This is a genomic window from Kitasatospora sp. NPDC096140 (genome assembly GCF_040303045.1).
In the GTDB taxonomy this organism is placed as follows: domain Bacteria; phylum Actinomycetota; class Actinomycetes; order Streptomycetales; family Streptomycetaceae; genus Kitasatospora.
Genome location: NZ_JBEOUW010000025.1, coordinates 93,904 through 114,791, shown reverse-complemented (window position 1 = coordinate 114,791; position 20,888 = coordinate 93,904). Strand labels below are relative to the sequence as shown.

Annotated in this window: 19 protein-coding genes; 11 read left to right on the top strand and 8 right to left on the bottom strand. The window is 74.0% G+C overall.

Annotated features, from left to right (window positions below):
• Window positions 1-16 precede the first annotated feature (16 nt).
• Both ABT048_RS25105 and ABT048_RS25100 read right to left on the bottom strand, forming a co-directional pair.
• Window positions 17-1,324 (bottom strand): M18 family aminopeptidase, encoded by a 1,308-nt coding sequence (locus ABT048_RS25105; protein WP_350523737.1) that lies wholly within the window; start codon window positions 1,322-1,324, stop codon window positions 17-19.
• A gap of 405 nt (window positions 1,325-1,729) precedes the next feature.
• Window positions 1,730-3,559, bottom strand: coding sequence for an acyl-CoA dehydrogenase (locus ABT048_RS25100; RefSeq protein WP_350523736.1), 1,830 nt, complete (start codon window positions 3,557-3,559; stop codon window positions 1,730-1,732).
• Between the two features lie 213 nt (window positions 3,560-3,772).
• Between ABT048_RS25100 and ABT048_RS25095 the strand changes: the two genes are divergently transcribed.
• Together ABT048_RS25095 and ABT048_RS25090 are read left to right on the top strand one after the other, a co-directional pair.
• Window positions 3,773-4,276, top strand: a complete 504-nt coding sequence (locus ABT048_RS25095) for an SseB family protein (RefSeq protein WP_396551162.1) — start codon at window positions 3,773-3,775, stop codon at window positions 4,274-4,276.
• Between the two features lie 213 nt (window positions 4,277-4,489).
• The gene (locus ABT048_RS25090; protein ID WP_350523735.1) at window positions 4,490-5,449 is read left to right on the top strand and encodes a pirin family protein; all 960 of its coding nucleotides are present in this window, start codon (window positions 4,490-4,492) and stop codon (window positions 5,447-5,449) included.
• Window positions 5,450-5,588: 139 nt separating this feature from the next.
• Here ABT048_RS25090 and ABT048_RS25085 read toward each other — a convergent pair whose 3' ends face one another.
• The 3 genes from ABT048_RS25085 to ABT048_RS25075 all read right to left on the bottom strand — a co-directional run bounded on the left by ABT048_RS25085 (window position 5,589) and on the right by ABT048_RS25075 (window position 8,263).
• Window positions 5,589-6,410, bottom strand: coding sequence for a protein phosphatase 2C domain-containing protein (locus ABT048_RS25085; protein ID WP_350523734.1), 822 nt, complete (start codon window positions 6,408-6,410; stop codon window positions 5,589-5,591).
• A 318-nt stretch (window positions 6,411-6,728) separates the two neighbouring features.
• Window positions 6,729-7,346 (bottom strand): TIGR03086 family metal-binding protein, encoded by a 618-nt coding sequence (locus tag ABT048_RS25080; RefSeq protein WP_350523733.1) that lies wholly within the window; start codon window positions 7,344-7,346, stop codon window positions 6,729-6,731.
• A gap of 14 nt (window positions 7,347-7,360) precedes the next feature.
• Entirely contained in the window at window positions 7,361-8,263 is a 903-nt protein-coding gene (locus ABT048_RS25075) for an alpha/beta hydrolase (RefSeq protein ID WP_350523732.1), read from the bottom strand.
• Between the two features lie 175 nt (window positions 8,264-8,438).
• On the opposite strand from ABT048_RS25075, the gene ABT048_RS25070 reads away from it, so the two are divergent.
• A complete protein-coding gene (locus tag ABT048_RS25070) occupies window positions 8,439-9,080 on the top strand; it encodes a TetR/AcrR family transcriptional regulator (protein WP_350523731.1) in 642 nt (213 codons plus the stop codon).
• Here the strand turns inward: ABT048_RS25070 and ABT048_RS25065 are convergent.
• The 3 genes from ABT048_RS25065 to ABT048_RS25055 form a co-directional block, all read right to left on the bottom strand.
• Window positions 9,077-10,384 (bottom strand): amidase, encoded by a 1,308-nt coding sequence (locus ABT048_RS25065; protein ID WP_350523730.1) that lies wholly within the window; start codon window positions 10,382-10,384, stop codon window positions 9,077-9,079. The two genes, ABT048_RS25070 and ABT048_RS25065, sit on opposite strands and share 4 nt — an antisense overlap.
• Before the next feature lie 23 nt (window positions 10,385-10,407).
• Entirely contained in the window at window positions 10,408-10,638 is a 231-nt protein-coding gene (locus ABT048_RS25060; RefSeq protein ID WP_350523729.1) for a hypothetical protein, read from the bottom strand.
• An 85-nt stretch (window positions 10,639-10,723) separates the two neighbouring features.
• A complete protein-coding gene (locus ABT048_RS25055; RefSeq protein WP_350523728.1) occupies window positions 10,724-11,359 on the bottom strand; it encodes an ATP-binding protein in 636 nt (211 codons plus the stop codon).
• A gap of 230 nt (window positions 11,360-11,589) precedes the next feature.
• Here ABT048_RS25055 and ABT048_RS25050 point away from each other — a divergent pair, with 230 nt between their 5' ends.
• The 8 genes from ABT048_RS25050 to serS all read left to right on the top strand — a co-directional run bounded on the left by ABT048_RS25050 (window position 11,590) and on the right by serS (window position 20,879).
• Complete coding sequence (locus ABT048_RS25050; protein ID WP_350523727.1) at window positions 11,590-12,429, top strand: hypothetical protein; 840 nt, start codon at window positions 11,590-11,592, stop codon at window positions 12,427-12,429.
• 199 nt (window positions 12,430-12,628) lie between these two features.
• The gene (locus ABT048_RS25045; RefSeq protein ID WP_350523726.1) at window positions 12,629-13,384 is read left to right on the top strand and encodes a YcnI family copper-binding membrane protein; all 756 of its coding nucleotides are present in this window, start codon (window positions 12,629-12,631) and stop codon (window positions 13,382-13,384) included.
• A 77-nt stretch (window positions 13,385-13,461) separates the two neighbouring features.
• On the top strand, window positions 13,462-14,139 hold the full coding sequence (locus ABT048_RS25040; protein WP_350523725.1) for an SCO family protein: 678 nt from the start codon (window positions 13,462-13,464) through the stop codon (window positions 14,137-14,139).
• Window positions 14,139-14,663, top strand: coding sequence for a copper chaperone PCu(A)C (locus ABT048_RS25035; RefSeq protein WP_350523724.1), 525 nt, complete (start codon window positions 14,139-14,141; stop codon window positions 14,661-14,663). The genes ABT048_RS25040 and ABT048_RS25035 overlap by 1 nt, the downstream gene beginning before the upstream one ends.
• 12 nt (window positions 14,664-14,675) lie before the next feature.
• Window positions 14,676-16,700 carry a copper resistance CopC/CopD family protein gene (locus tag ABT048_RS25030; RefSeq protein WP_350523723.1) on the top strand — a complete coding sequence of 675 codons (2,025 nt, stop codon included), beginning with the start codon at window positions 14,676-14,678 and terminating at the stop codon, window positions 16,698-16,700.
• 14 nt (window positions 16,701-16,714) lie between these two features.
• A complete protein-coding gene (gene efeB, locus ABT048_RS25025; RefSeq protein WP_350523722.1) occupies window positions 16,715-18,016 on the top strand; it encodes an iron uptake transporter deferrochelatase/peroxidase subunit in 1,302 nt (433 codons plus the stop codon).
• 135 nt (window positions 18,017-18,151) lie between these two features.
• Complete coding sequence (gene pheA / locus ABT048_RS25020) at window positions 18,152-19,087, top strand: prephenate dehydratase (protein ID WP_350523721.1); 936 nt, start codon at window positions 18,152-18,154, stop codon at window positions 19,085-19,087.
• A 517-nt stretch (window positions 19,088-19,604) separates the two neighbouring features.
• Window positions 19,605-20,879, top strand: a complete 1,275-nt coding sequence (gene serS, locus ABT048_RS25015; protein ID WP_350523720.1) for a serine--tRNA ligase — start codon at window positions 19,605-19,607, stop codon at window positions 20,877-20,879.
• Window positions 20,880-20,888: the final 9 nt, after the last annotated feature.

Sequence of the window (20,888 nt, the reverse complement as noted above, 5' to 3'; positions counted from 1 at the left end):
GTACCGGAGGAGGGGCTCAGCCCTCCAGGAAGGCCTTGATCGCGCTCGCCAGCAGGTACGGGTCCTCCGCGCCGCACAGCTCGCGCGCCGAGTGCATGGAGAGCGCCGCGATGCCGCAGTCCACCGTCCTGATGCCCAGCCGCGCCGCCGTGATCGGGCCGATCGTCGTACCGCAGGGCATCGCGTTGTTGGACACGAAGCTCTGCCACGGCACGCCCGCCTTCTCGCAGGCGGCCACGAACACCGCCCGGCCGACGCCGTCGGTCGCGTAGCGGTTGTTGACGTTGACCTTGAGGATCGGCCCGCCGTTCGGCAGCGGGTGGTGGCCCGGCTCGTGCCGCTCGCTGTAGTTCGGGTGGACGGCGTGGCCCATGTCCGAGGAGAGGCAGACGGTGCCGGCCAGCGCCCGGGCGCGGTCCTCCAGGGAGCCGCCGCGGGCGTGGATCGTGCGGTCCAGGACGTTGCCGAGCAGCGGGCTCTGCGCGCCGGTGTCGGACTCGCTGCCGGTCTCCTCGTGGTCGAAGGCGGCCAGCACCGGGATGTACGGCAGCTCGGTGGCGTCGGCGGCGGTGGCGACGGCGGCGAGCGCCGCGGTGGCGGCGTGCACCGAGAGCAGGTTGTCCAGGCGCGGGCCGGCCAGCAGCTCGCGGTCCCGGCCGAGGTAGGAGGCGGGCTGGACGTCGTGCGTCATGAGGTCCCAGCCGACCACGTCGTCGACGGCCAGGCCGGCCCGCTCGGCGACGTAGGAGATCAGCGCGCCCTCGTCGACCGGGCCGAGGCCCCAGATCGGGGTGAGGTGGCGCTGGCGGTCCAGCTTCATGCCGTCGTTGACCTGGCGGTCCAGGTGGATGGCGAGCTGCGGCACGCGCAGCAGCGGCTCGTCCAGCTGGACGAGCCGCGCGGTGCCGTCCTTGAGCGCGAGTCTGCCGGAGATGCCGAGGTCGCGGTCCAGCCAGCTGTTCAGCGGCACGCCGCCGTAGATCTCCACCGCGACCTGCCGCCAGCCGGCCGAGCCGGTGTCCGGCAGCGGCTTGACCCGCAGGTTGGGCGAGTCGGTGTGGGTGCCGACGATCCGGAACGGGGTCTCGGGGCCCGCTCCCTCGGGGAGGTACCAGGCGATCAGCGCACCGCCGCGGATCAGGTAGCGCCCGCCGGCGGCGCCGTCCCAGGCGTCCGTCTCGGCGACCTGCCGGAAGCCCGCCTTCTCCAGCCGCTCCGCGGCGCTCGCGACCGCGTGGTACGGGGACGGCGAGGTACCGAGGAAGGCGATCAGATCGTCGCTGTGCGTCCGGTCGAAGAATGCCTGTCGGGCGGCGGTCGACATACTGCTCCTGGGTCGAGGGAGGGCCGAAGCCGGATGGGGAGTCGGCTTCGCACCTTGAGCATATGCCCGTACACGGACAGGGCATTCGGAAGCATCCCAACCGTTCTCGACCGCGAACCGGCCACAACACCCGGTGTCCGCACGGCGGATAGTCCCTGGTCGCGCACGGTCGTCGGAGCGCGTGCAGGGCGCCGGCAGGGCGTCGGCAGGGCGTCGGAAACGCGTCGGCGGGGTACCTCCGACGCGGCGGCCCGGCGCCGGCGGCACGGCGGCCGGGCGCGCACCGGGGCATGTGACGGTCCGGCGGAAGCGGCCGGGCGCAGCCCCCGGGCAACACCGAAGGGCCCGGTGGCAGCCGGGCCCTTCGGTGTGAGGGTGTGTCAGGCGGTCGGAAGGGTGGTGGCCTTAGAAGGCCTCCTCCGCCAGCTCCATGATCTCGTTGTCGATGCCCTCGGCGATCACGCGCTGCGGCGCGACGGTCGGCAGGACGTTCTTGGCGAAGAAGCGGGCGGCCGCGACCTTGCCCTGGTAGAACGGGACGTCCTTCTCCGAGGCGCCGGCCTCCAGCTTGGCCAGGGCCACCGCGGCCTGGCGCAGCAGCAGCCAGCCGACGACGACGTCGCCGGAGACCATCAGCAGGCGGGTGGTGTTGAGGCCCACCTTGTACATGTTCTTGACGTCCTGCTCGACCGAGGTCAGGTCGGCCAGCAGCTTGCCGACGATGGCCTCCAGGTCGCCCGCGGCCTTGGCGAGCAGCTCGCGCTCGGCGGCCAGGGCGTCGCCGCCGGCGGCGGAGCCGAGGAACTTCTGGATCTGCTCGGACAGCGCGGTGAGCGCCTGGCCGCCGTCCTTGACGATCTTGCGGAAGAAGAAGTCCTGGCCCTGGATGGCGGTGGTGCCCTCGTACAGGGTGTCGATCTTGGCGTCGCGGATGTACTGCTCGATCGGGTACTCCTGCAGGTAGCCGGAGCCACCGAAGGTCTGCAGGGACTGGGCGAGCTGCTCGTAGGACTTCTCCGAGCCGTAGCCCTTGACGATCGGCAGGAGCAGGTCGTTCAGGCGCTCGGAGGCCTCGTCGTGCTCGCCGCGCAGCTTGGCGGCCATCATGTCGTCCTGGGTGGACGCGGTGAACAGCACCAGCGCGCGCATGCCCTCGGCATAGGCCTTCTGGGTCAGCAGCGAGCGGCGCACGTCCGGGTGGTGGGTGATGGTGACGCGCGGGGCGGTCTTGTCCAGGAACTGCGAGATGTCGGCACCCTGCACGCGCTCCTTGGCGTACTCCAGGGCGTTCAGGTAGCCGGTGGAGAGGGTGGCGATGGCCTTCGTGCCGACCATCATGCGGGCGAACTCGATGATCTTGAACATCTGGCGGATGCCGTCGACCTTCTCGCCGAGCAGCCAGCCCTTGGCCGGGTGCTTGGCACCGAAGGTCATCTCGCAGGTGTTCGAGGCCTTGAGGCCCATCTTGTGCTCGACGTTGGTGGCGTAGACGCCGTTGCGCTCGCCGAGCTCGCCGGTCTCCCAGTCGAAGTCGAACTTCGGGACGATGAAGAGGCCCAGGCCCTTGGTGCCCGGCTTGCCGCCCTCGGGGCGGGCCAGGACCATGTGGATGATGTTCTCGGACATGTCGTGCTCGCCCGAGGTGATGAAGCGCTTCACGCCCTCGATGTGCCAGGAGCCGTCCTCCTGCTGGATCGCCTTGGTGCGGCCGGCGCCCACGTCGGAGCCCGCGTCGGGCTCGGTGAGGACCATGGTGGAGCCCCACAGGCGGTCGGTCATCCGCTTGGCGACCTCCAGCTGCTCCGGGGTGCCCTCCTCGGCGATGACGCCGGCGAAGGCCGGGCCGGAGGAGTACATCCAGATGGCCGGGTTCGAGCCCAGGATCTGCTCGGCGAAGGCCCAGATCAGCGAGTTCGGGGTGACCTGGCCACCGATCGACTCCGGGATGCCCAGACGCCACCACTCGGCGTCCATGAAGGTCTGGTAGCTCTTCTTGAAGGTGGCCGGGATCGGGGCGGTGTTGGTCTCCGGGTCGAAGACCGGCGGGTTGCGGTCGGCGTCGACGAAGGACGCGGCGAGGTCGTTCTCGGCCAGGCGCGAGATCTCGCTCAGGATGTTCTTCGCGGTCTCGACGTCCATGTCCGCGAACGGTCCGGTGCCGTAGACCTGCTCGCGGCCGAACACCTCGAAGAGGTTGAACTCCACGTCCCGCAGGTTGGACTTGTAGTGACCCATGGCCGTTTTCTCCGGTTCGTCGCTTCCGGGAGACCGCCGCGTTCGGGCGTCCCGTACCCACCAGTAGGCATCATGATGCTACCCAGCGGTAACTTGGGCAAGCCCTCGACGGTGAATCCGCTATGAACGTGGTCACGTCCCACAGTCGGGGCGACCACTCCTTGTCAGGATCGGCGCCAGCGCGGGCGGGTGCGCTCCCGCTAGCCTGTCCGTGTGTACGGATATGACCAGAACGCATACCCGGGAGACCCCTACCAGCAGCAGGCGGGTCCGCAGCCGGGCATGAACGGCATGCCCGGACCCGACGCCTACGGCGCGCAGGCGCCGGGGTCGCAGCAGTCCCTCTACCCGGAACCCTCCCCGCCGTCGCTGGCGGACGCCGTCCGGGCCTTCACCACCGGCTCGATGGCGGTCGAGGACTTCCAGGCGATCTTCATCACCTCGAAGGTGCACTGCCCGCGCGGCGACCGCCCCGGCTTCCTCGCGCTGCACAACACCCCGACGCCGGTGATCCCGATGTTCAGCTCGCTGAAGGAGCTGCGCCGCTACGCCGGCAAGGACTCCAAGCACTTCACCGTCACCGGCGCCGAGGTCCTGGACCTGCTGCCGACCGGCTACGGCTTCGCGCTGGACATGGAGGGCGAGCACCGGATGGTGTTCGACGCCAAGGCCGTCGAGCAGATGGTCGACTTCACCATGCGCCGCATGTACGGCTGACGGCCGCCCCCGACGTACGGCCGCCCCCGACCGGCGACCACCCCGACGCACGGCCGCCCCGCGGTGCGCCGGACCCGCGCCCGACCCATCCTGGAGAAAGAGGAGCCGCGCTCCTCCGTCGACATATGGTTCAACTTTCAACTTGCTTGTTGTTGAGGATTGAACTAATCTCGTGGACGTAGGCCGCAGAACACCCCCTCGAAGGAGGCCGACATGCCCGCCGTGACCGTCGACAACCCGCTGACCCTCCCGCGCGTCACCACGCCGGACGCCGCCGTCACGAGCGCCCGCCCGGTCCGCACCGTGGTCACCGCCCCCGAGGGCTACGAGGGCGAGGGCTTCCCCGTCCGCCGCGCCTTCGCCAAGATCGACACCAAGTACCTCGACCCGTTCATCATGATGGACCAGATGGGTGAGGTGGACTACGCGGCCGGAGAGCCCAAGGGCACCCCCTGGCACCCGCACCGCGGCTTCGAGACCGTCACCTACATCATCGACGGCACCTTCGTGCACCAGGACTCGCACGGCGGCGGCGGCGTCATCACCGACGGCGACACCCAGTGGATGACGGCGGGCTCCGGCCTGCTGCACATCGAGACCCCGCCGGAGTCGCTGGTGATGTCCGGCGGCCTCTTCCACGGCCTCCAGCTGTGGGTGAACCTGCCCGCCTCGGACAAGATGATCGCCCCCAAGTACCAGGACATCCGCGGCGGCAGCGTCAAGCTCCTCAGCACCGAGGACGGCGGCGCCCTGCTGCGGGTGATCGCCGGCGAGCTCGACGGCCACCAGGGGCCCGGCGCCACCCACACGCCGATCACCATGATCCACGCCTCGGTCAGCCCCGGCGCCCAGATCACCCTGCCCTGGCGCTCCGACTTCAACGCCCTCGCCTACGGCCTGGCCGGCAAGGGCTCGGCCGGCGCCGAGCGCCGCCCGTTCGGCACGGGCCAGGCGGTCCTGTTCGGCGACGGCGACTCGATCACCATCCGCGCCGACGAGAGCCAGGACTCCCGGAACGCCACCTTCGAGGTCGTGCTGCTCGGTGGCCTGCCGATCCGCGAGCCGGTCGCCTGGTACGGGCCGTTCGTGATGAACAGCCACCGCGAACTGCAGCAGGCCATGGAGGACTTCCAGGCCGGCCGCCTCGGCACCGTCCCGGCCTCCGGGAAGTAGGCCCGACCGGTGGCTCCGGCCACCGGTACGGCGGGTCGGCCGAAGGTCCCGCCTTCGGCCGACCCGCCCTCGCATCGTTGCGCGGACCCGCCCTCGCATCGTTGCGCGGACCCGCCGTCGCGACGGCGGGTCCGGTCGTCTACAGCAGCGCGTACACGGCCGACGCGTCGTCGTGGGCCTTGCCGCGCGGCCAGCGCTCGCAGGCGGCGTCCGCCCGTTCCACCGCGCGGACCTGGGCGATCAGCTCGCCCGGGCCCGACTCCGCGAGCAGCCGCAGCACATCGCCCCAACTGCCCAGCCCGAAGCGCTCGGTGAAGCGCGAGGCGCCGTCGGTGAGGGCGGCCAGCGCGTGCAGCCGGTCGAGCCGGACGAAGCCGGTCTCGGCGTGCTCGGCCGCGCGCGGGCTGGCGGCCGCGATCCACGGGCCCTTGCCCCGGTTGCGGGCGGCGCGGACGGCCAGCGCGTACTCCAGGTGCAGCGCCGCCCGCTCGGCCGAGCCGGGCACGGTCGCCCAGATCTGGCGGCGCAGCTCCTCCCCGCCGGGGAAGCGCTGGTTGTCCCCGATCACCTTCGGCGGGCCGTCCTTGAACTCCAGCACCAGCAGCGAGTCGCCGAGCACCAGGTACTCCAGCGCCTCGCCGTGCCGCCGGGCCGCGACCACCATCGCGGCGGGCGTGTTGGCGTGGGCCAGGTCGCAACGGCCGCCGTGCAGCGCGGCCGTCTCCGCGATGGCGTCGGCCAGGCACTCGGCGATCGAGCGGTCCGCCCGGTCGGTGAGCCGGGCGAGCAGGTGCACGCCCAGCCGGCGGACGTACCAGGCCGTCCCGTGCCGGCACCCGGACTCCAGGCCGGCCGGCGAACTCGCGCCGTCCAGCAGGACCAGCGCCTCCGGCGAGGCCGCCGCGAAGTCCTCGCTCTCCCGGTCGGGCCGCCGTGCTTCCCCTGCGAGCTGTAGCTGCATCCCGACAGTGTGGCCGCCGCCACCGGCCCGCGCCCAGACCCCTGCGCCGGTGGGCGCCGGGCCGGGGCCCGGCGCCCGGTGGCAGCCGGGGTGATTCGGCCATACCGTCGGAAAGTGACCGGACAATTCGGCCAATCGGGGCGGGTCGGGTTTGGGATCACCTTCGGGTGCCCGGGCGGCCCGTGACTGACGAGGAGCGGAAGATGTTCTGGCAGTTCATCGTGGTGGTGGCCGCCTCGCTCGGCTTTCCGACGGCCGCACTGCTGTACCTGATCGGCGGTCCGCGCTTCCCGGACGAGCAGCGCGACCGGAGCTGACCTACCCCTTCCAGGCGGGATCGCGGCCGAGCAGCGCCAGCACCCGCTCGAACCGGCCCGTGCCGTCCCCGGGCCGCAGGCCGGGACGGAAGGCCCGGCCCGGCGCCCGCGCCTCCGGGGTGTCCGGGACGGCGTCCGTCACCGCTTCCAGGACCGACAGCAGTTCCCCGTCGCCCTCCACCCGCTCGACCAGCCGGTCCTGCGTGCCGAGCGCGGCGGCGAGGTCCCAGCCGTGCACCAGGGTGTCGAGCAGGTGGAAGCCCACCGCCCGGTCGAGCGGGAAGGGGCCGCCGTCGCGGATCTCGGGCAGCCAGAGCGCCCGGCCCGCCGCGGCCGCGTCCCGGAACGCGGCGGTGAGTTCGGTGCCCGTCCGACGCACCGTGCCCGCCGGGTCCGGTCCGACCGGGACGGGCGCGAAGAGCGCCGGATCCGGGCCTGCCCCGCGCGCGGCAGCCGCGAAGCCGTGGCGCTGCCCGATCTCGTGCGCCAGCAGGTGGCGCAGCGTCCAGCCGGCGCACGGGGTCGGCAGGTCCAGCTGCTCCGGCCGGACGCCGTCGACCACCTCGACGGCCAACTCCAGTGAGCGTGCGTGCAGTTCGACGAGCTCGACGATCTCCATGCGGTCGAGGGTACTCATCCGGCCGCGACCTCCAGGCCCGCGGCCAGGAATCCGGCCACCCGGTCGACGACGGTCGGCTCCGCGATGATCCGGCGGTGGCCGAGCCCCCGGGTGACCACCAGGTCGAGTCGCTCCCCGTACGCCCTCCGGAGCCGGTGCGCCTGGCCCAGCGGGACGACGTCGTCGTCCTCGTCGTGCACCACCAGGACCGGCAGGTCGACCTCCGCAGCCCGGCGGGCCGCGTCGTAGCGCTCCCAGCCACCGGCGTCCCCGCCGAACAGCTCGCGCTCGATCCGGGCCCGCAGCGCCCCCTCGACCTCGGCGTTCAGGCCGAGCCCGGCGCAGAACGCGGCCGGGAAGAAGCCGACCCGGGACACCCCGGCGACGGCCGCCAGCCGGCCCGCCCGCAGGCCGTCGGCCAGTGCCCCGAAGGCGGCGCAGACGCCCAGCGAGTGCGCGACGACGGCCTCGAACGGCCCGTACCGCTCCTGGAGCCGCAACGCCAGCTCGCGGAACTCCGGCACGCCGGTGGTCCGGCCGCCGGAGTCGCCGTGGCCCGGCGCGTCGAAGGAGACGGCACTGAGGCCGAGCTCCTGCAGCCGGGGCACCAGGGGCGCGTACCGGGAGGCCCGGGAGCGCCAGCCGTGCAGCAGCAGGACCGGCCGCTCGCCGCTGCCCCAGCGGTAGCCCACCACCGGCTTGCCGTTCACGGTGAGCCGCTCGGTGACGGCCCGTCGGTGGACCTCCGCCTCCGAGGGTCGCACCCGGCTGCGCCGCAACGGGTGCACGAACAGCTGGTAGGCGGCCCGCCCGGCCGCGCCGGGGGCGATGCGGGCGGCGGGGTTGAGGACGGTGCGGATCAGTGCCTTCGGTGCCTTCGGTGCCTTCGGTGCCATCGGTGCCTGGGCCGGGGCCATCGGGTCTCCCTGTCGTACGGACGGGTGTTCCTGGCGGGGTGGGGCCGTGGTGCTCGCGCTCGCGGCGAGATATTAGCACGACCGTTCGTGCAGTTTTAGGGACAGTTCCACGGGCACGGACCGGCCCACGCACTACCCTGGGCGACACGCACAGCGACGAGAACGGGGGCGGACGATGGCCCGAACGACCACGGACGGACGGGTCCTGCGCGGCGAGGAGACCCGCCGGGCGGTCCTGCACCGCGCCGTCGGCATCGCCTCCGTCGAAGGCCTCGACGCGCTCTCCATCGGCCGGCTCGCCACCGACCTCGGACTCAGCAAGAGCGGCGTCTTCGCCGGCTTCGGCTCCAAGGAGGAGCTGCAGCTCGCCACCGTCCGCGCCGCCCGCCGGATCTTCGCCGACGCCGTCGTCGCCCCGGTCGCCGACACCCCGCCCGGCCTCCCCCGGGCCCGCGCCCTGTGCGAGGGCTGGCTCGGCTACTCGCGCGCCCGGGTCTTCCCGGGCGGCTGCTTCTTCCACGAGGTCACCGCCGAGTTCGACGCCCGCCCCGGCGCCGTCCGGGACGCCCTGGCCGACTGTGCCCGGGAGTGGTCCGACACGATCGTCGAGGCCCTCGCCGAAGCCCGCACCGCCGGCACCCTGCGCCCGGACACCGACCTCGGGGACCTCGCCTTCGCCCTGATCGCGGTCCTGGAGGCGGCCAACTCCCAGGCCGTGCTGCACGACGAGACCACCCCGTACGAACGGGCCGGCCGCCTCCTGCTGCGCCTGCTGCGCGCCGAGGCCGCCGACCCGGCCGACCCGGCGCTCGCCTAACGCTCTGCCAGCACCCGCTCCAGCTCCGCCGCCTGGGCCAGCAGGCGCTCGTCCCCGCCCTCCGCACCGACCACCTGGAGGCCCAGCGGCAGCCCGCCCGGCGTCCGCCCGGCCGGCAGGCTCAGCGCCGGCCGGCCCAGGAAGCTCCACGGCAGCGACATCACCGCGTCGCCGGTGCCGTGCAGGCCCTCCGGCGCCCCGCCGGTCGCCGAGGGCGCCAGCCACAGGTCCACCCCGGCCTCCGCACCCGCCCCGGCCACCCGCTCGCGCAGCCGCTCCCGGAACCGCAGCCCGGCCGCCCGGTCCTCGGGCGCGACGCCCCGGCCGACCCGGATGCCCGCCACCGTCTCCGGCCGGTAGAGGCCGCCGAACCGGGCGAACCAGTCGGCGTGGCTCCGGGCCATCTCGAAGCGGTTGACCGTCTGCAACCGCCGCCCGACCTCGTCGAAGTCGGGGAACAGCTCGACCCGGCGCACCGTCAGCCCGGCCCGCGCCAGCCGCTCCAGCTGCTCCTCGAAGGCGCGCAGCGCGGCCGGCTCGGCGTGCTCCAGGTACGTCCCGTCCGGCACCCCGAGCACGGGCACCGCACCGTCCGCCACCGGCCGCCAGTCGTCGCAGAGCAGCGGGGCCGCCAGCGCCGCGCCCGCCAGGTCGGCGGTGAACACCCCCAGGGTGTCGAGGCTCGGCGCGTTCGGGATCACGCCGTCGACCGGGATCCGCCCGTACGTCGGCCGGAAGCCCACCACGCCGCAGTACGCGGCCGGGCGGATCACCGAGCCGACGGTCTGGGTGCCGACCGCGAGCGGCACCAGCCCCGCCGCGACGGCCGCCGCCGAACCGCTGCTGGAGCCGCCCGGCGTGTGCCCCGGATGGTGCGGGTTGCGGGTCGGCCCGGGGGCGCTCGCCGCGAACTCGGCGGTCACCGTCTTGCCCGCGACCAGCGCGCCCGCCGCGCGCAGCCGGTCCACCACCGCGGCCTGCGGCCCGGCCAGCACCCCGGGCGGCAGCGCCGACCCGCCGTGCGTGGGCAGCCCGTCCACGTGCACGACGTCCTTGACCCCCACCGCCACGCCGTACAGCGGCGGCCGCCCGGCCGGGTCCGGGTACCGCGCGGCCAGCTCCCCCGCCTGCGCCCGCAGCCGGTCGTGGCGCCCGGGCTCCGGCACGAACGCGTGGATCAGCGGGTCCACCCGCTCGACCAGCGCGCAGAAGCGGTCGACGTACTCGGGCAGTTCCGGGCGGCCCGCGCGCAGCCCGGCGGCGTCGCCGGCCAACGACCGCGGCCGGACGAGGGGCTCCTCCATGCCGGGCAACGCCGGACCGGCGGCTACGGGTGCTCGGCCGACAGGTACGGCGCCTCGCGCAGGAAGTACGCCCCGCAGGTGTGGCAGCACAGCTCCGGGGTCTTCCCCCAGTCCACCGCGTCCCGCACCGGCGCCTGCGGATCGAGCTCCCGGCCGCACATCGCCACGCTCTCCTCGCCCCGGACCACGTGCCACAGCCGCACCCCCTCGGCCGCACCGCCGGCGCCGTACTCGGCTCGCATCTGGTGCTTCATGCCCCCCATCGTCCGGCTCGCCCCCACCCCCGGCAACCCGGGAGGAGGACGCCCCGCCGACGCCCGCGAAGGCCCGCGAGCGCCCTCAGGACGCGGCCCGCAGCAGCGCGTCGTCCTGCCACTTGAGGATCTTGTCGAAGCTCACGATGGCCCCCCGCAGGGGGTGGTTGCGGAGCTGCACGTGGTCGGTGAGGGCGTGGATGAGGAAGAGGCCCCGGCCGGATTCGGCGGTGAGGTCGGGGAGGGTGTCGAGGTCGACCGGGCGGAGGGTGGGGGCCGTGGGGCGGCACGGGAGGACGTGGGTGTCGTACGGGTGGTCGTCGCGGCGTGGGCGGTGGCCGGTGAGGACGCGGGCCGGGACGGTGGCGCGGCCGCGGCGGGAGCGGCCGGGCGCCCGGCCCGTCGCGGCCGGGCGGCTCGGGGCGGCGGCCGGGCGCCGGACCGGCGGGGACGCGGGGGCGGGCAGGCCGGGCCCGGAGTCGGTGACCTCGATCCGCAGCCGGTCGCCGCTGATCGACGCGGTGACCTGGAAGCCGTCGTCGGGCCGCCCGGTGGCGCCGTGCTCGACCGCGTTGGCGCAGGCCTCGCTGAGGGCGACGCCGAGGTCGTCGGCGATCTGCGGGTCGACGCCCGCCGTCGCCATGGCACCGAGCAGGATGCGCCGGGCCAGCGGCACGCTGGCCGGATCGCGCTTGAGGTGCAGAGTCCACCAGATGTCCACGGGAGGTCCCTCCTGGCTGCGGCTCCACATACAACTAGGTATCTCCGGGCGATTCGGCGGTGAACCGTGCCCGGGGGCCGCTACCGCCCGTTCGGCGGATGGACTGGGGGACGGGGTCTGTGCCGAGCGGCGCACACCCCCTCCTGCACGCCGCCGCCGAAAGGGGCATTCGTAGGGATTTCCCACCCTGCCGGTGTCGGCGGCGTACGCAATGAGAGGATGGCCCGGCCATGACTGCCCTCGCCGCCGCCCCGTTCCCGGGCGCCCCCGGACCGGCCCAGCCGGCGGGGTCCGCCGCCTGGGACCTGCGGCTTGCCCGGGCCGTCCCGTTCGCGCTGGTCTGCACGCTGATAGCGGCCGCCGGACACGCCCTGGCCGGCGGCGGGAACGTGCCGGTGACCGCGCTGGCGACGGGTTTCGCCGCGGTGCTGGCGTTCGCCGCGGCCTGCGGCGGCCGGGAGCGTTCGCTGGCGGGCATCGCCGGGGCGCTGGGCGCGGGGCAGCTCGGTCTGCACGTCCTCTTCCACGGCTTCGGCGGTTTCGCCGGCCTCACGGGCTCCTCCGCGATGTCGGGCATGCACCACGGCGCCTCCGGTGCGATGACCGTTCCGCAGGTGGCCGGCCGGCTGATCTGCAACGAGGCCCGCCCGGGCACGCTGGTCGGCCTGCCCGGCAGCCCGACCCCGGAGCAGCTGGTCTCCTCGGCGGGCCTGGACCCGCACGCGTTCGCCGCCGCGCCGTGGTGGCAGACCGGCGTGTTCGGGATGACCCCGTCGATGCTGGCCGGGCACCTGGCCGCCGCGCTGGTGGCGGGCTGGTGGCTGCGGCGCGGCGAGGCGGCGCTGTGGCGCCTGCTGCGGGTGGCGGCGACGGCGGCCCGGGAGCACTGGGCGGCGCCGCTGCGGTCGGCGTTCGCGCTGGTGGCCGTGCTGCTGCGCGGTCTGTTCGGCGCGGCCGGTCCGGTCCGCCGGTTCGGGGCCCGGGGCGGCGAGAGCCCGCTCCCGGCGGGTGCCGTGCTGCGGCACAGCGTGGTGCGGCGCGGTCCGCCGTGCGGGGCCTTCGCGTACTGATCCGCGATCCCCGGTGGCCTGCGGGCCGTGCCGGGCGCGGGTGTGCGCACCGTCCGGGCCGTTTCCCGACCACCGGGTCCGGCCCGAGGCTCTGCCCCCACACGTCCCCACGCGCGGCACCACGAGCGCGGCCGAGGCGCGGCCCGGTCCGTCGCCCGGCCCCGGCCTGCCGCCGAACTCCGATCGGAGACCCCGCATCATGCGTTCCCTTCCCGCCCGTCGTCTCGCCGCCGTCGCCCTGACCGCCGCCGCCTCCGTGGTGGCGCTGGCCGGCCCCGCGTTCGCGCACGTCACCGTGAACCCGGGTGCGGCCCCGCAGGGCGGCTACACGGCCGTGGACTTCCGGGTGCCGAACGAGAGCGACACCGCGAGCACGGTGAAGCTGGAGGTCAACCTCCCGCTGGACCACCCGCTGGCCTCGGTCCGGACCCTGCCGATGCCGGGCTGGACGGCCACGATCGAGAAGTCGAAGCTCGACAAGCCGATCAAGGTGCACGGCAACGACGTCAACGAGGCCGTCTCCAAGATCACCTGGACCGCGGACGCCGGCGTCAAGATCGCCCCCGGCCAGTTCCAGGAGTTCCGGGTCTCGCTCGGCCCGCTGCCGACCGACTCGGACAGCCTGGTCTTCAAGGCCCTGCAGAGCTACGACAACGGCGACGTCGTCCGCTGGATCGACGAGAGCAAGGACGGCCAGCCCGAGCCGGCCAAGCCCGCGCCCGTCCTGAAGCTCACCAAGGCCGCCGCCGGCGACGACGCCCACGGCGTCACCGCCTCCCCCGCCGCGGGCGCCCACGGGGACAGCTCGGACCACGCCGCCTCCTCGGACAGCGGCAGCAAGGCCAGCGACTCCACCGCCCGCACCCTCGGTGTGGTCGGCATCGTGGTCGGCGTGATCGGCACCGCCGTCGGCGTGCTCGGCCTGCGTCGCAAGAACGGCGGCTCCGCCTCCTGACCCCCGCGCCGGCGGGGCCGTACCCCCACCACGGGTACGGCCCCGCCGGCGGCCCACCGCGCACGATCGGAACCCGCATGTCCCGCACCGCCCGTCCCGCCCGCACGGCCCGCCTGGCCGGCGCGGCCGCCCTCGCGCTGACCGCCGCCCTGACCCTGTCCGCCTGCGGCTCCTCCGGCGGCGGCTCCACCGCCGCGAAGGTCACCCAGCAGAAGGAGAACACCCCGTACCAGGGCACCAAGCTGGCGAAGAACTTCGAGAAGCCGGACCTCCAGCTGACCGACACCTCCGGGCAGCCCTTCGACCTGCGGCAGCAGACCAACGGCAAGGCCACCCTGCTGTTCTTCGGCTACACCAGCTGCCCGGACGTCTGCCCGACCACCATGGGCGACATCGGCGTCGCGATGAAGGCGCTCCCCGCGGAGGACCGGCAGAAGATCAACGTCGTGTTCGTCTCCACCGACCCGCAGCGCGACACCCCCAAGGTGCTGCGCACCTGGCTGGACTCGATGGGCAGCGACTTCATAGGCCTCACCGGTGACCTGGCCAAGGTGAAGACCGCCGCCAAGTCGCTCGGCATCATGATCGAGGACCCGGTGGTCAACGCGGACGGCACGGTCACCTCGACCCACGGCGCGCAGGTGCTGGCCTTCCTCCCCTCGGACGACAAGGCGCACGTGCTCTACATGAGCGGCACCGAGGAGAAGACCTACGAGCACGACCTGGCGCTGCTCGCCAAGGGGGTCGCGGCGTAATGGCGGGCAACGGAACGCACCGCTTCCGGCGGACCGCCCTCACGGGTGCGGTGCTGGCCACCGTCCTGGGCGGCGGCGCCATCCTGGCCGCCTGCGGAACGGGCGGCCAGGGCGGCCAGAACGGCCCGAGCGGCCCGAGCGCTGCCGGCAGCGGGCCGGCCAGGCTCAGCGTCGCCGACTCCTACATCCCGCTGCCCCCGGCCGGCGGCATGGCCGCCGGCTACCTGACCGTCCGCAACGACGGCGGCCGGGACGAGCTGGTCAAGGTGACCAGCCCCGGCGCCGAGTCGGTCACCATGCACCGCTCGACCCCGTCGAGCATGGAGCAGGTCGACAGTCTGGACGTGCCCGCGCACGGCGCGCTGCAGTTCGCGCGCGGCGGCACCCACCTCATGATCATGGGCTGGCAGAAGGCCCCCGCACTCGGCGACGAGCTCGAACTGGACCTCACCTTCGCCAAGTCCGGCACCATCGCGGTCAAGGTGCCGGTCAAGGAGCTCACCTACCGCCCCGGCCAGAGTTAGGGGACCGTCACCATGCAGTCGGCCGGCCTGGAGAAGGCCTCGCACCGCCGGATCGCCGGGGTGCTCGGAATGCTCGGCGCGTTGCTCGCGCTGATGCTCGCGGGCGCCGGACCGGCCTCCGCGCACGCCACCCTGGATTCCACCGACCCCCGGCAGAACTCGGTGGTCGCCACCGCACCGGCCGAGGTCACGCTGACCTTCAGCGAGTCCGTGTCACTCTCCTCGGACTCCGTCCGGGTGCTCGACCCGGCCGGCAAGGCCGTGGACACCGGCAACCCCGCGCACGCCGACGGCAAGGGCGACACCGCCCGGGTCGGCCTGAAGGGCGGGCTCGCCAACGGCACGTACACCGTCGCCTGGCGGGCCGTCTCGGAGGACTCGCACCCCGTCGGCGGGGCGTTCACCTTCTCCATCGGCGCGCCCTCGGACACCTCGGTGTCGGCCACCGCACTGCAGGGCGCCAAGGCCGACGGCCTGGTCGCCGCCCTGTACGGCACCGGCCGCACCGTCGCCTACGCGGCGTTCGCGCTGCTGGCCGGCGTCGCCGCCTTCGTGCTGATCTGCTGGCCGGCCGGCACCGCCCGGCGCCCGGTGCAGCGGCTGCTGATGACCGGCTGGACGGCGCTGCTGGTCTCCACCGTCGCGGTGCTGATGCTGCGCGGGCCGTACGAGCGCGGCTCGGGGATCGGGCAGGCCTTCGACCTGTCGCTGGTGCGCGCCACCCTGGACGAGCGGATCGGCACCGCGCTGGCCGCCCGGCTGCTGCTGCTCGCGGCGGGCGGGGTGTTCCTGTCCCTGCTGGTCGGCCAGCTGGGGCAGCCGCCGCGGCCACTCCCCGCCGAGCCCGCCGAGGACCGGCGGGCCGACGGCGAGGGCGCCGAGGGCAGGGGCGAGGACGCCGAGGACGCCGAGCTGCGCGAGCTGGAGCAGCGGGCCGCCGAGCGGCCGCAGCGGGAGGCCCGGCTCGGCCTCGGGGTGGCCGGTCTGGTGCTGGCGGTCGCCCTCGCGGCGACCTGGGTCGGCGCCGACCACGCCTCGGTGGGCATCCAGGTCTGGCTGGCGCTGCCGTTCGGCATCCTGCACCTGATCGCGATGGCGCTCTGGCTGGGCGGGCTGGCCGCACTCCTGGCCGCGCTGCGCGAGGGCGTGGGCGCCGACGTGGTGGACCGCTTCTCGAAGGTCGCCTTCGGCTCGGTGGCCGTGCTGGCCGTGACCGGGATCTACCAGTCCTGGCGGGGCCTGGGCAGCTGGGGCGCGCTGACCGGCACCGAGTACGGGCGGCTGCTGCTGGTGAAGAGCGGCTGCGTGGTCGTGATGCTCGGCGTCGCCTGGATCTCGCGCAGCCGGCTGGCCCGGCTGCGGTCGGCCCCGGCCGAGGCGGCGGAGGTCGAGCAGGCCGAGGTGCCGGAGCCGGTCGGCGTCGCGGCGCACAGCGAGGACCCGGTCCGCCGGGCGCAGCTGGACCGCCAGCGGGCCGCCCGGGAGAGCGCCGGGCGCGAGCGCGGGCTGACCCCGAACCGGGCCGGGCTGCGCCGCTCGGTGCTGGTCGAGGCCCTGGTCGCGGTGGCGGTGCTGGTGGTCACCACGATGCTGACCAACTCCCCGCCCGGCCGGGTGGCGGGCGAGATCACGGCCGGGGCCGCCGCTCCGGCCGGCGGCGGGGCCGCGGCCGCGCCGCAGACCGAGCCGGGCCGCACCGTCGAGCTCAAGCTCCCGTACGACACCAAGGGCCGGACGCCGAACGCCAAGGGCACCGCGACCGTCACCCTCAACCCGGCCCGGACCGGCCCGAACGAGGTGAAGCTCGCGCTGGACGGCGCGGACGGGCAGCCGGTGGACGTCCCCGAGGTGCAGCTGGCCTTCACCCTGCCGGACCGCGACCTCGGCCCGCTGCCGGTGGCGCTCACCCCGGAGGGCACCGGCCGCTGGAGCGGCACCGCGCAGCTGCCGCTGGCGGGCACCTGGGTGGTGTCGGTGCAGGTCCGCTCCTCGGAGATCGACCAGACCACCCCGACCCAGCAGTTCAAGATCGGCTGACGGCGGTGGACGACGTGACGACGACGGAACCGGCCGCGGCCGGGGAGGCCCCGGCCGGGCAGACCCCGGCGGACCGGGCGGGCTTCACCCGGCGTGCCCTGCTCGGCACCGCCGGTGCCGGGCTGCTGGTCGGCGCGGGGGCCGGCGTCGCCGGGGCGGTCGCCCTGGACCGGGCCGACCGCACCACCGGCGCGGCGACCCCGGGCGGCGTGCTCGGCGCCGCCCGGGTGCCGTTCCGCGGCGAGCACCAGGCCGGGATCCTCGAACCGCAGCAGGCCCGGGTCCAGTTGGCCGCCTTCGACCTGGTCGAGGGGGCGGGCCGGGACGGGCTGCGCGCCCTGCTGCAGCGCTGGACGAAGGCCGCCGAGCGGCTGACCGCCGGGGAGCCGGCCGAGGAGTTCGACAACCAGGTCGCGCTGGACGCCGGCCCCTGCTCGCTCACCCTCACGGTCGGCTTCGGCGCCGGGCTCTTCGACAAGGCCGGGCTGGCCGACCGCCGCCCGCCCGGGCTCGAACCGCTGCCCGCCTTCCCCGGCGACGCGCTCGACCCGGCCCGCGGCGACGGCGACCTGTTCGTCCAGATCGGCGCCGACGACGCGCTGGTGGCGGTGCACGCCCTGCGGGTGCTGCAGCGGCTGGCGGCCGGGACGGCGGCGCTGCGCTGGCAGTCGGCCGGCTTCGCCCGCACCCCCGGGGCCGCCGCGCAGCCGGTGACCGGCCGCAACCTGATGGGCCAGGTCGACGGCACCAACAACCCGAAGCCCGGCGAGGACGGCTTCGCCGCCAAGGTGTTCTGCGCCGCCGGCGGCGACCAGCCGGGCTGGCTGGCCGGCGGCTCGTACCTGGTGTTCCGGCGGATCCGGATGCTGCTGGACCACTGGGAGGCGCTCCCGGTGGACCGGCAGGAGCGGGTGATCGGACGCCGCAAGGCGGACGGCGCCCCGCTCGGCACGCCCGCCGGGGCCGGCGAGCACGCCCCGGTCGACCTGTCCGCCCAGGGCCCGGACGGCGCGTTGGCGATCCCCTCCGACGCCCACATCCGGGTCGCCGCGCCGACGGCCAACGGCGGGGCGGCCATGCTGCGGCGCGGCTTCTCGTACCACGACGGGCTGCTGCCGGACGGCTCGCCGGACGCCGGGCTGCTCTTCATGGCCTTCCAGGCCGATCCGCGCAAGGGCTTCACCCCGGTGCAGCGCAAGCTGTCCCGGGGCGACGGCCTCTCCCGCTTCCTGCGGCACGAGGCGAGCGGCGTGTACGCGGTGCCTCCGGCCGCGCCGGTCGGCGGCCACCTCGGCCAGCAGCTGCTCGACGGGTAGCGCCCGGCGGCCCCGCGGCCGCTACCACAGGTGGTCCCGGCCCGTGGAACGCTTTCCTGCCGGGGCCGCGGAATCGTTAGGGTGACTGTTTCGGCACCACCCGTCCAGGCAGCACCGAGTTCCCACGGAGGCGTCATGTCGGCCACCCGCTACACCTACCTCGGCCCGGCCGGCACCTTCACCGAGGCGGCCCTGCACACCCTGCCCGAGGCGGCGACCCGCGAGCTGGTGCCGCTGTCCTCGGTGGCGCTGGCGCTGGACGCGGTGCGCGGCGGAGACGCCGCCGGGGCGTTCGTGCCGATCGAGAACTCGGTGGAGGGCGCGGTCACCGCGACCAACGACGAACTGGCCTCCGGCGCACCGCTGATGATCTACCGGGAGGTGCTGCTGCCGATCGCCTTCGCGCTGCTGGTCCGGCCGGGCACCGAGCTGTCCGGGATCAAGACGGTGACCAGCCACCCGGTGGCCCAGCCGCAGGTGCGCCGCTGGCTGGCGGCCAACCTGCCGGAGGCGACCTGGGAGTCGGCGGCCTCCAACGCGGACGGCGCCCGGCTGGTCGCCGAGGGCCGCTACGACGGGGCCTTCGCGGGCGAGTTCGCGGCGCCGATCTACGGGCTGGACCCGCTGGTCAAGGACATCGCGGACGCCAAGAGCGCCGCCACCCGGTTCGTCCTGGTCGGCCGCCCGGGCCGGGTCTCCTCGCCGACCGGTGCGGACAAGACCTCGATGGTGGTCTGGCTGCCGGACGACCACCCGGGCGCGCTGCTGGAGCTGCTGCAGGAGTTCGCGGTGCGCGGGGTCAACCTGATGCGGATCGAGTCCCGGCCGACGGGTGAGGGCCTGGGCAACTACTGCTTCCTGATCGACTGCGAGGGCCACCTCTCGGAACGCCGGGTGGCCGAGGCGATGATGGGGCTCAAGCGGATCTGCCCCCAGGTGCGGTACCTGGGCTCCTATCCGCGCGCCGACCGGCAGGTGTCCACCCACCGGCGGCCGGGGACCTCGGACGAGGATTTCAGCTCGGCGGCGGACTGGCTCTCCCGCGCGCTCGACGGGCGCGGGGACATCTGAGTCACCCGAGCGACACCTTCCGTCTTTCTGACCTTTTCCGACCGTTTTGGATCGGTCCGATCAGGCGGGGCGGACGACCGCACCCGTCATCCACAGGCCGGTCCGACGACGGCGGCCGCTGTCCACAGGCCTCCCCGCTGTCCACAGCCGGAAGTTATCCACAGGTCTGGGGACGAGTCGACAAACCGGTATAGCCATTACCCAGAACCGGTCGGACCATCGGTTTGCGTCGCAGAGATGACTAATCGGACCAGAGTCACCCGGTTGCCAGCAAATCACCCGTCTGAGTGCTTCAATTCCCTCACTCGGGAAGGTCCAATGAGGTTTGAAACCTCAATTCGCTGGTTCGATCGCGCGGAGGGTGACCCTCCCCTTCGATCCACAGCCCCTGCCCCCAGCCTGTGGATAACCCGCCCCGGGAGAGTTCCCCACAGAAGTTATCCACAGGTTCGGGGCGGTTATCCCCAGGGGAAAACCGGTACCGGTGGAGGAACGCCCGCCCGGTACGCTTGGGCCTGTGATTGACCTTCGCCTGCTCCGTGAGGACCCTGACCGAGTGCGCGCCTCGCAGCGCGTCCGTGGCGAGGACGTCGACCTGGTCGACGCCCTCCTCTCCGCCGACGAACGGCGCCGGTCCTCGGGCAGCCGCTTCGACGAACTGCGCAGCGAGCAGCGGGTGCTCGGCAAGCAGGTCGCCCAGGCCAAGGGCGACGAGAAGGCCGCCCTGCTCCAGCGCACCAAGGACCTGGCCGCCGAGGTCAAGGCCGCCGACGCCGAACAGGGCGCCGCCAAGGAGGAGGCCGACCGCCTGCTCCGCTCGCTGGCGAACCTCATCGACCCGGCCGCCCCGGTCGGCGGCGAGGAGGACTTCGTCACCCTCGAAGAGATCGGCACCCCGCGCGACTTCGCCGCCGAGGGCTTCGAGCCGCGCGACCACGTCGAGCTCGGCCAGATCCTCGGCGCGATCGACACCGAGCGCGGCGCCAAGGTCGCCGGTGCCCGCTCCTACTACCTGACCGGCGTCGGCGCGCTGCTGGAGCTCGCCCTGGTCAACATGGCGATCGCCCAGGCCACCGCGGCCGGCTTCACCCCGATGATCACCCCGACCCTGGTCCGCCCGGCCGCCATGGACGGCACCGGGTTCCTCGGCCAGGCCGCCGAGAACGTGTACCACCTCGCCGAGGACGACCGGTACCTGGTCGGCACCAGCGAGGTCCCGCTCGCGGCGTACCACATGGACGAGATCCTCGACGCCGACAAGCTGCCGCTGCGCTACGCCGGCTACTCGTCCTGCTTCCGCCGCGAAGCCGGCACCTACGGCAAGGACACCCGCGGCATCATCCGCGTCCACCAGTTCGAGAAGGTGGAGATGTTCGTCTACACCACGCCCGAGGACGCCGAGAACGAGCACCGCCGCCTCCTCCAGTGGGAGAAGGACTTCCTCAACGCGCTGGAGCTGCCGTACCGGGTCATCGACGTCGCCTCCGGCGACCTCGGCGCCTCGGCCGCGCGCAAGTTCGACATCGAGGCCTGGATCCCCACCCAGGGCAAGTACCGCGAGGTCACCTCGACCTCCAACACCACCGAGTACCAGGCCCGCCGCCTGTCGATCCGGATGCGCGAAGAGGGCAAGACCCGCCCGCTCGCCACCCTGAACGGCACCCTGGTCGCGATCCCGCGCACCATCGTGGCGATCCTGGAGAACCACCAGCAGGCCGACGGCTCCGTCGTCGTCCCCGAGGCACTGCGCCCGTTCCTCGGCGGACGGACCGTCCTCCAGCCGGTCAAGTAGGCCCGGCCC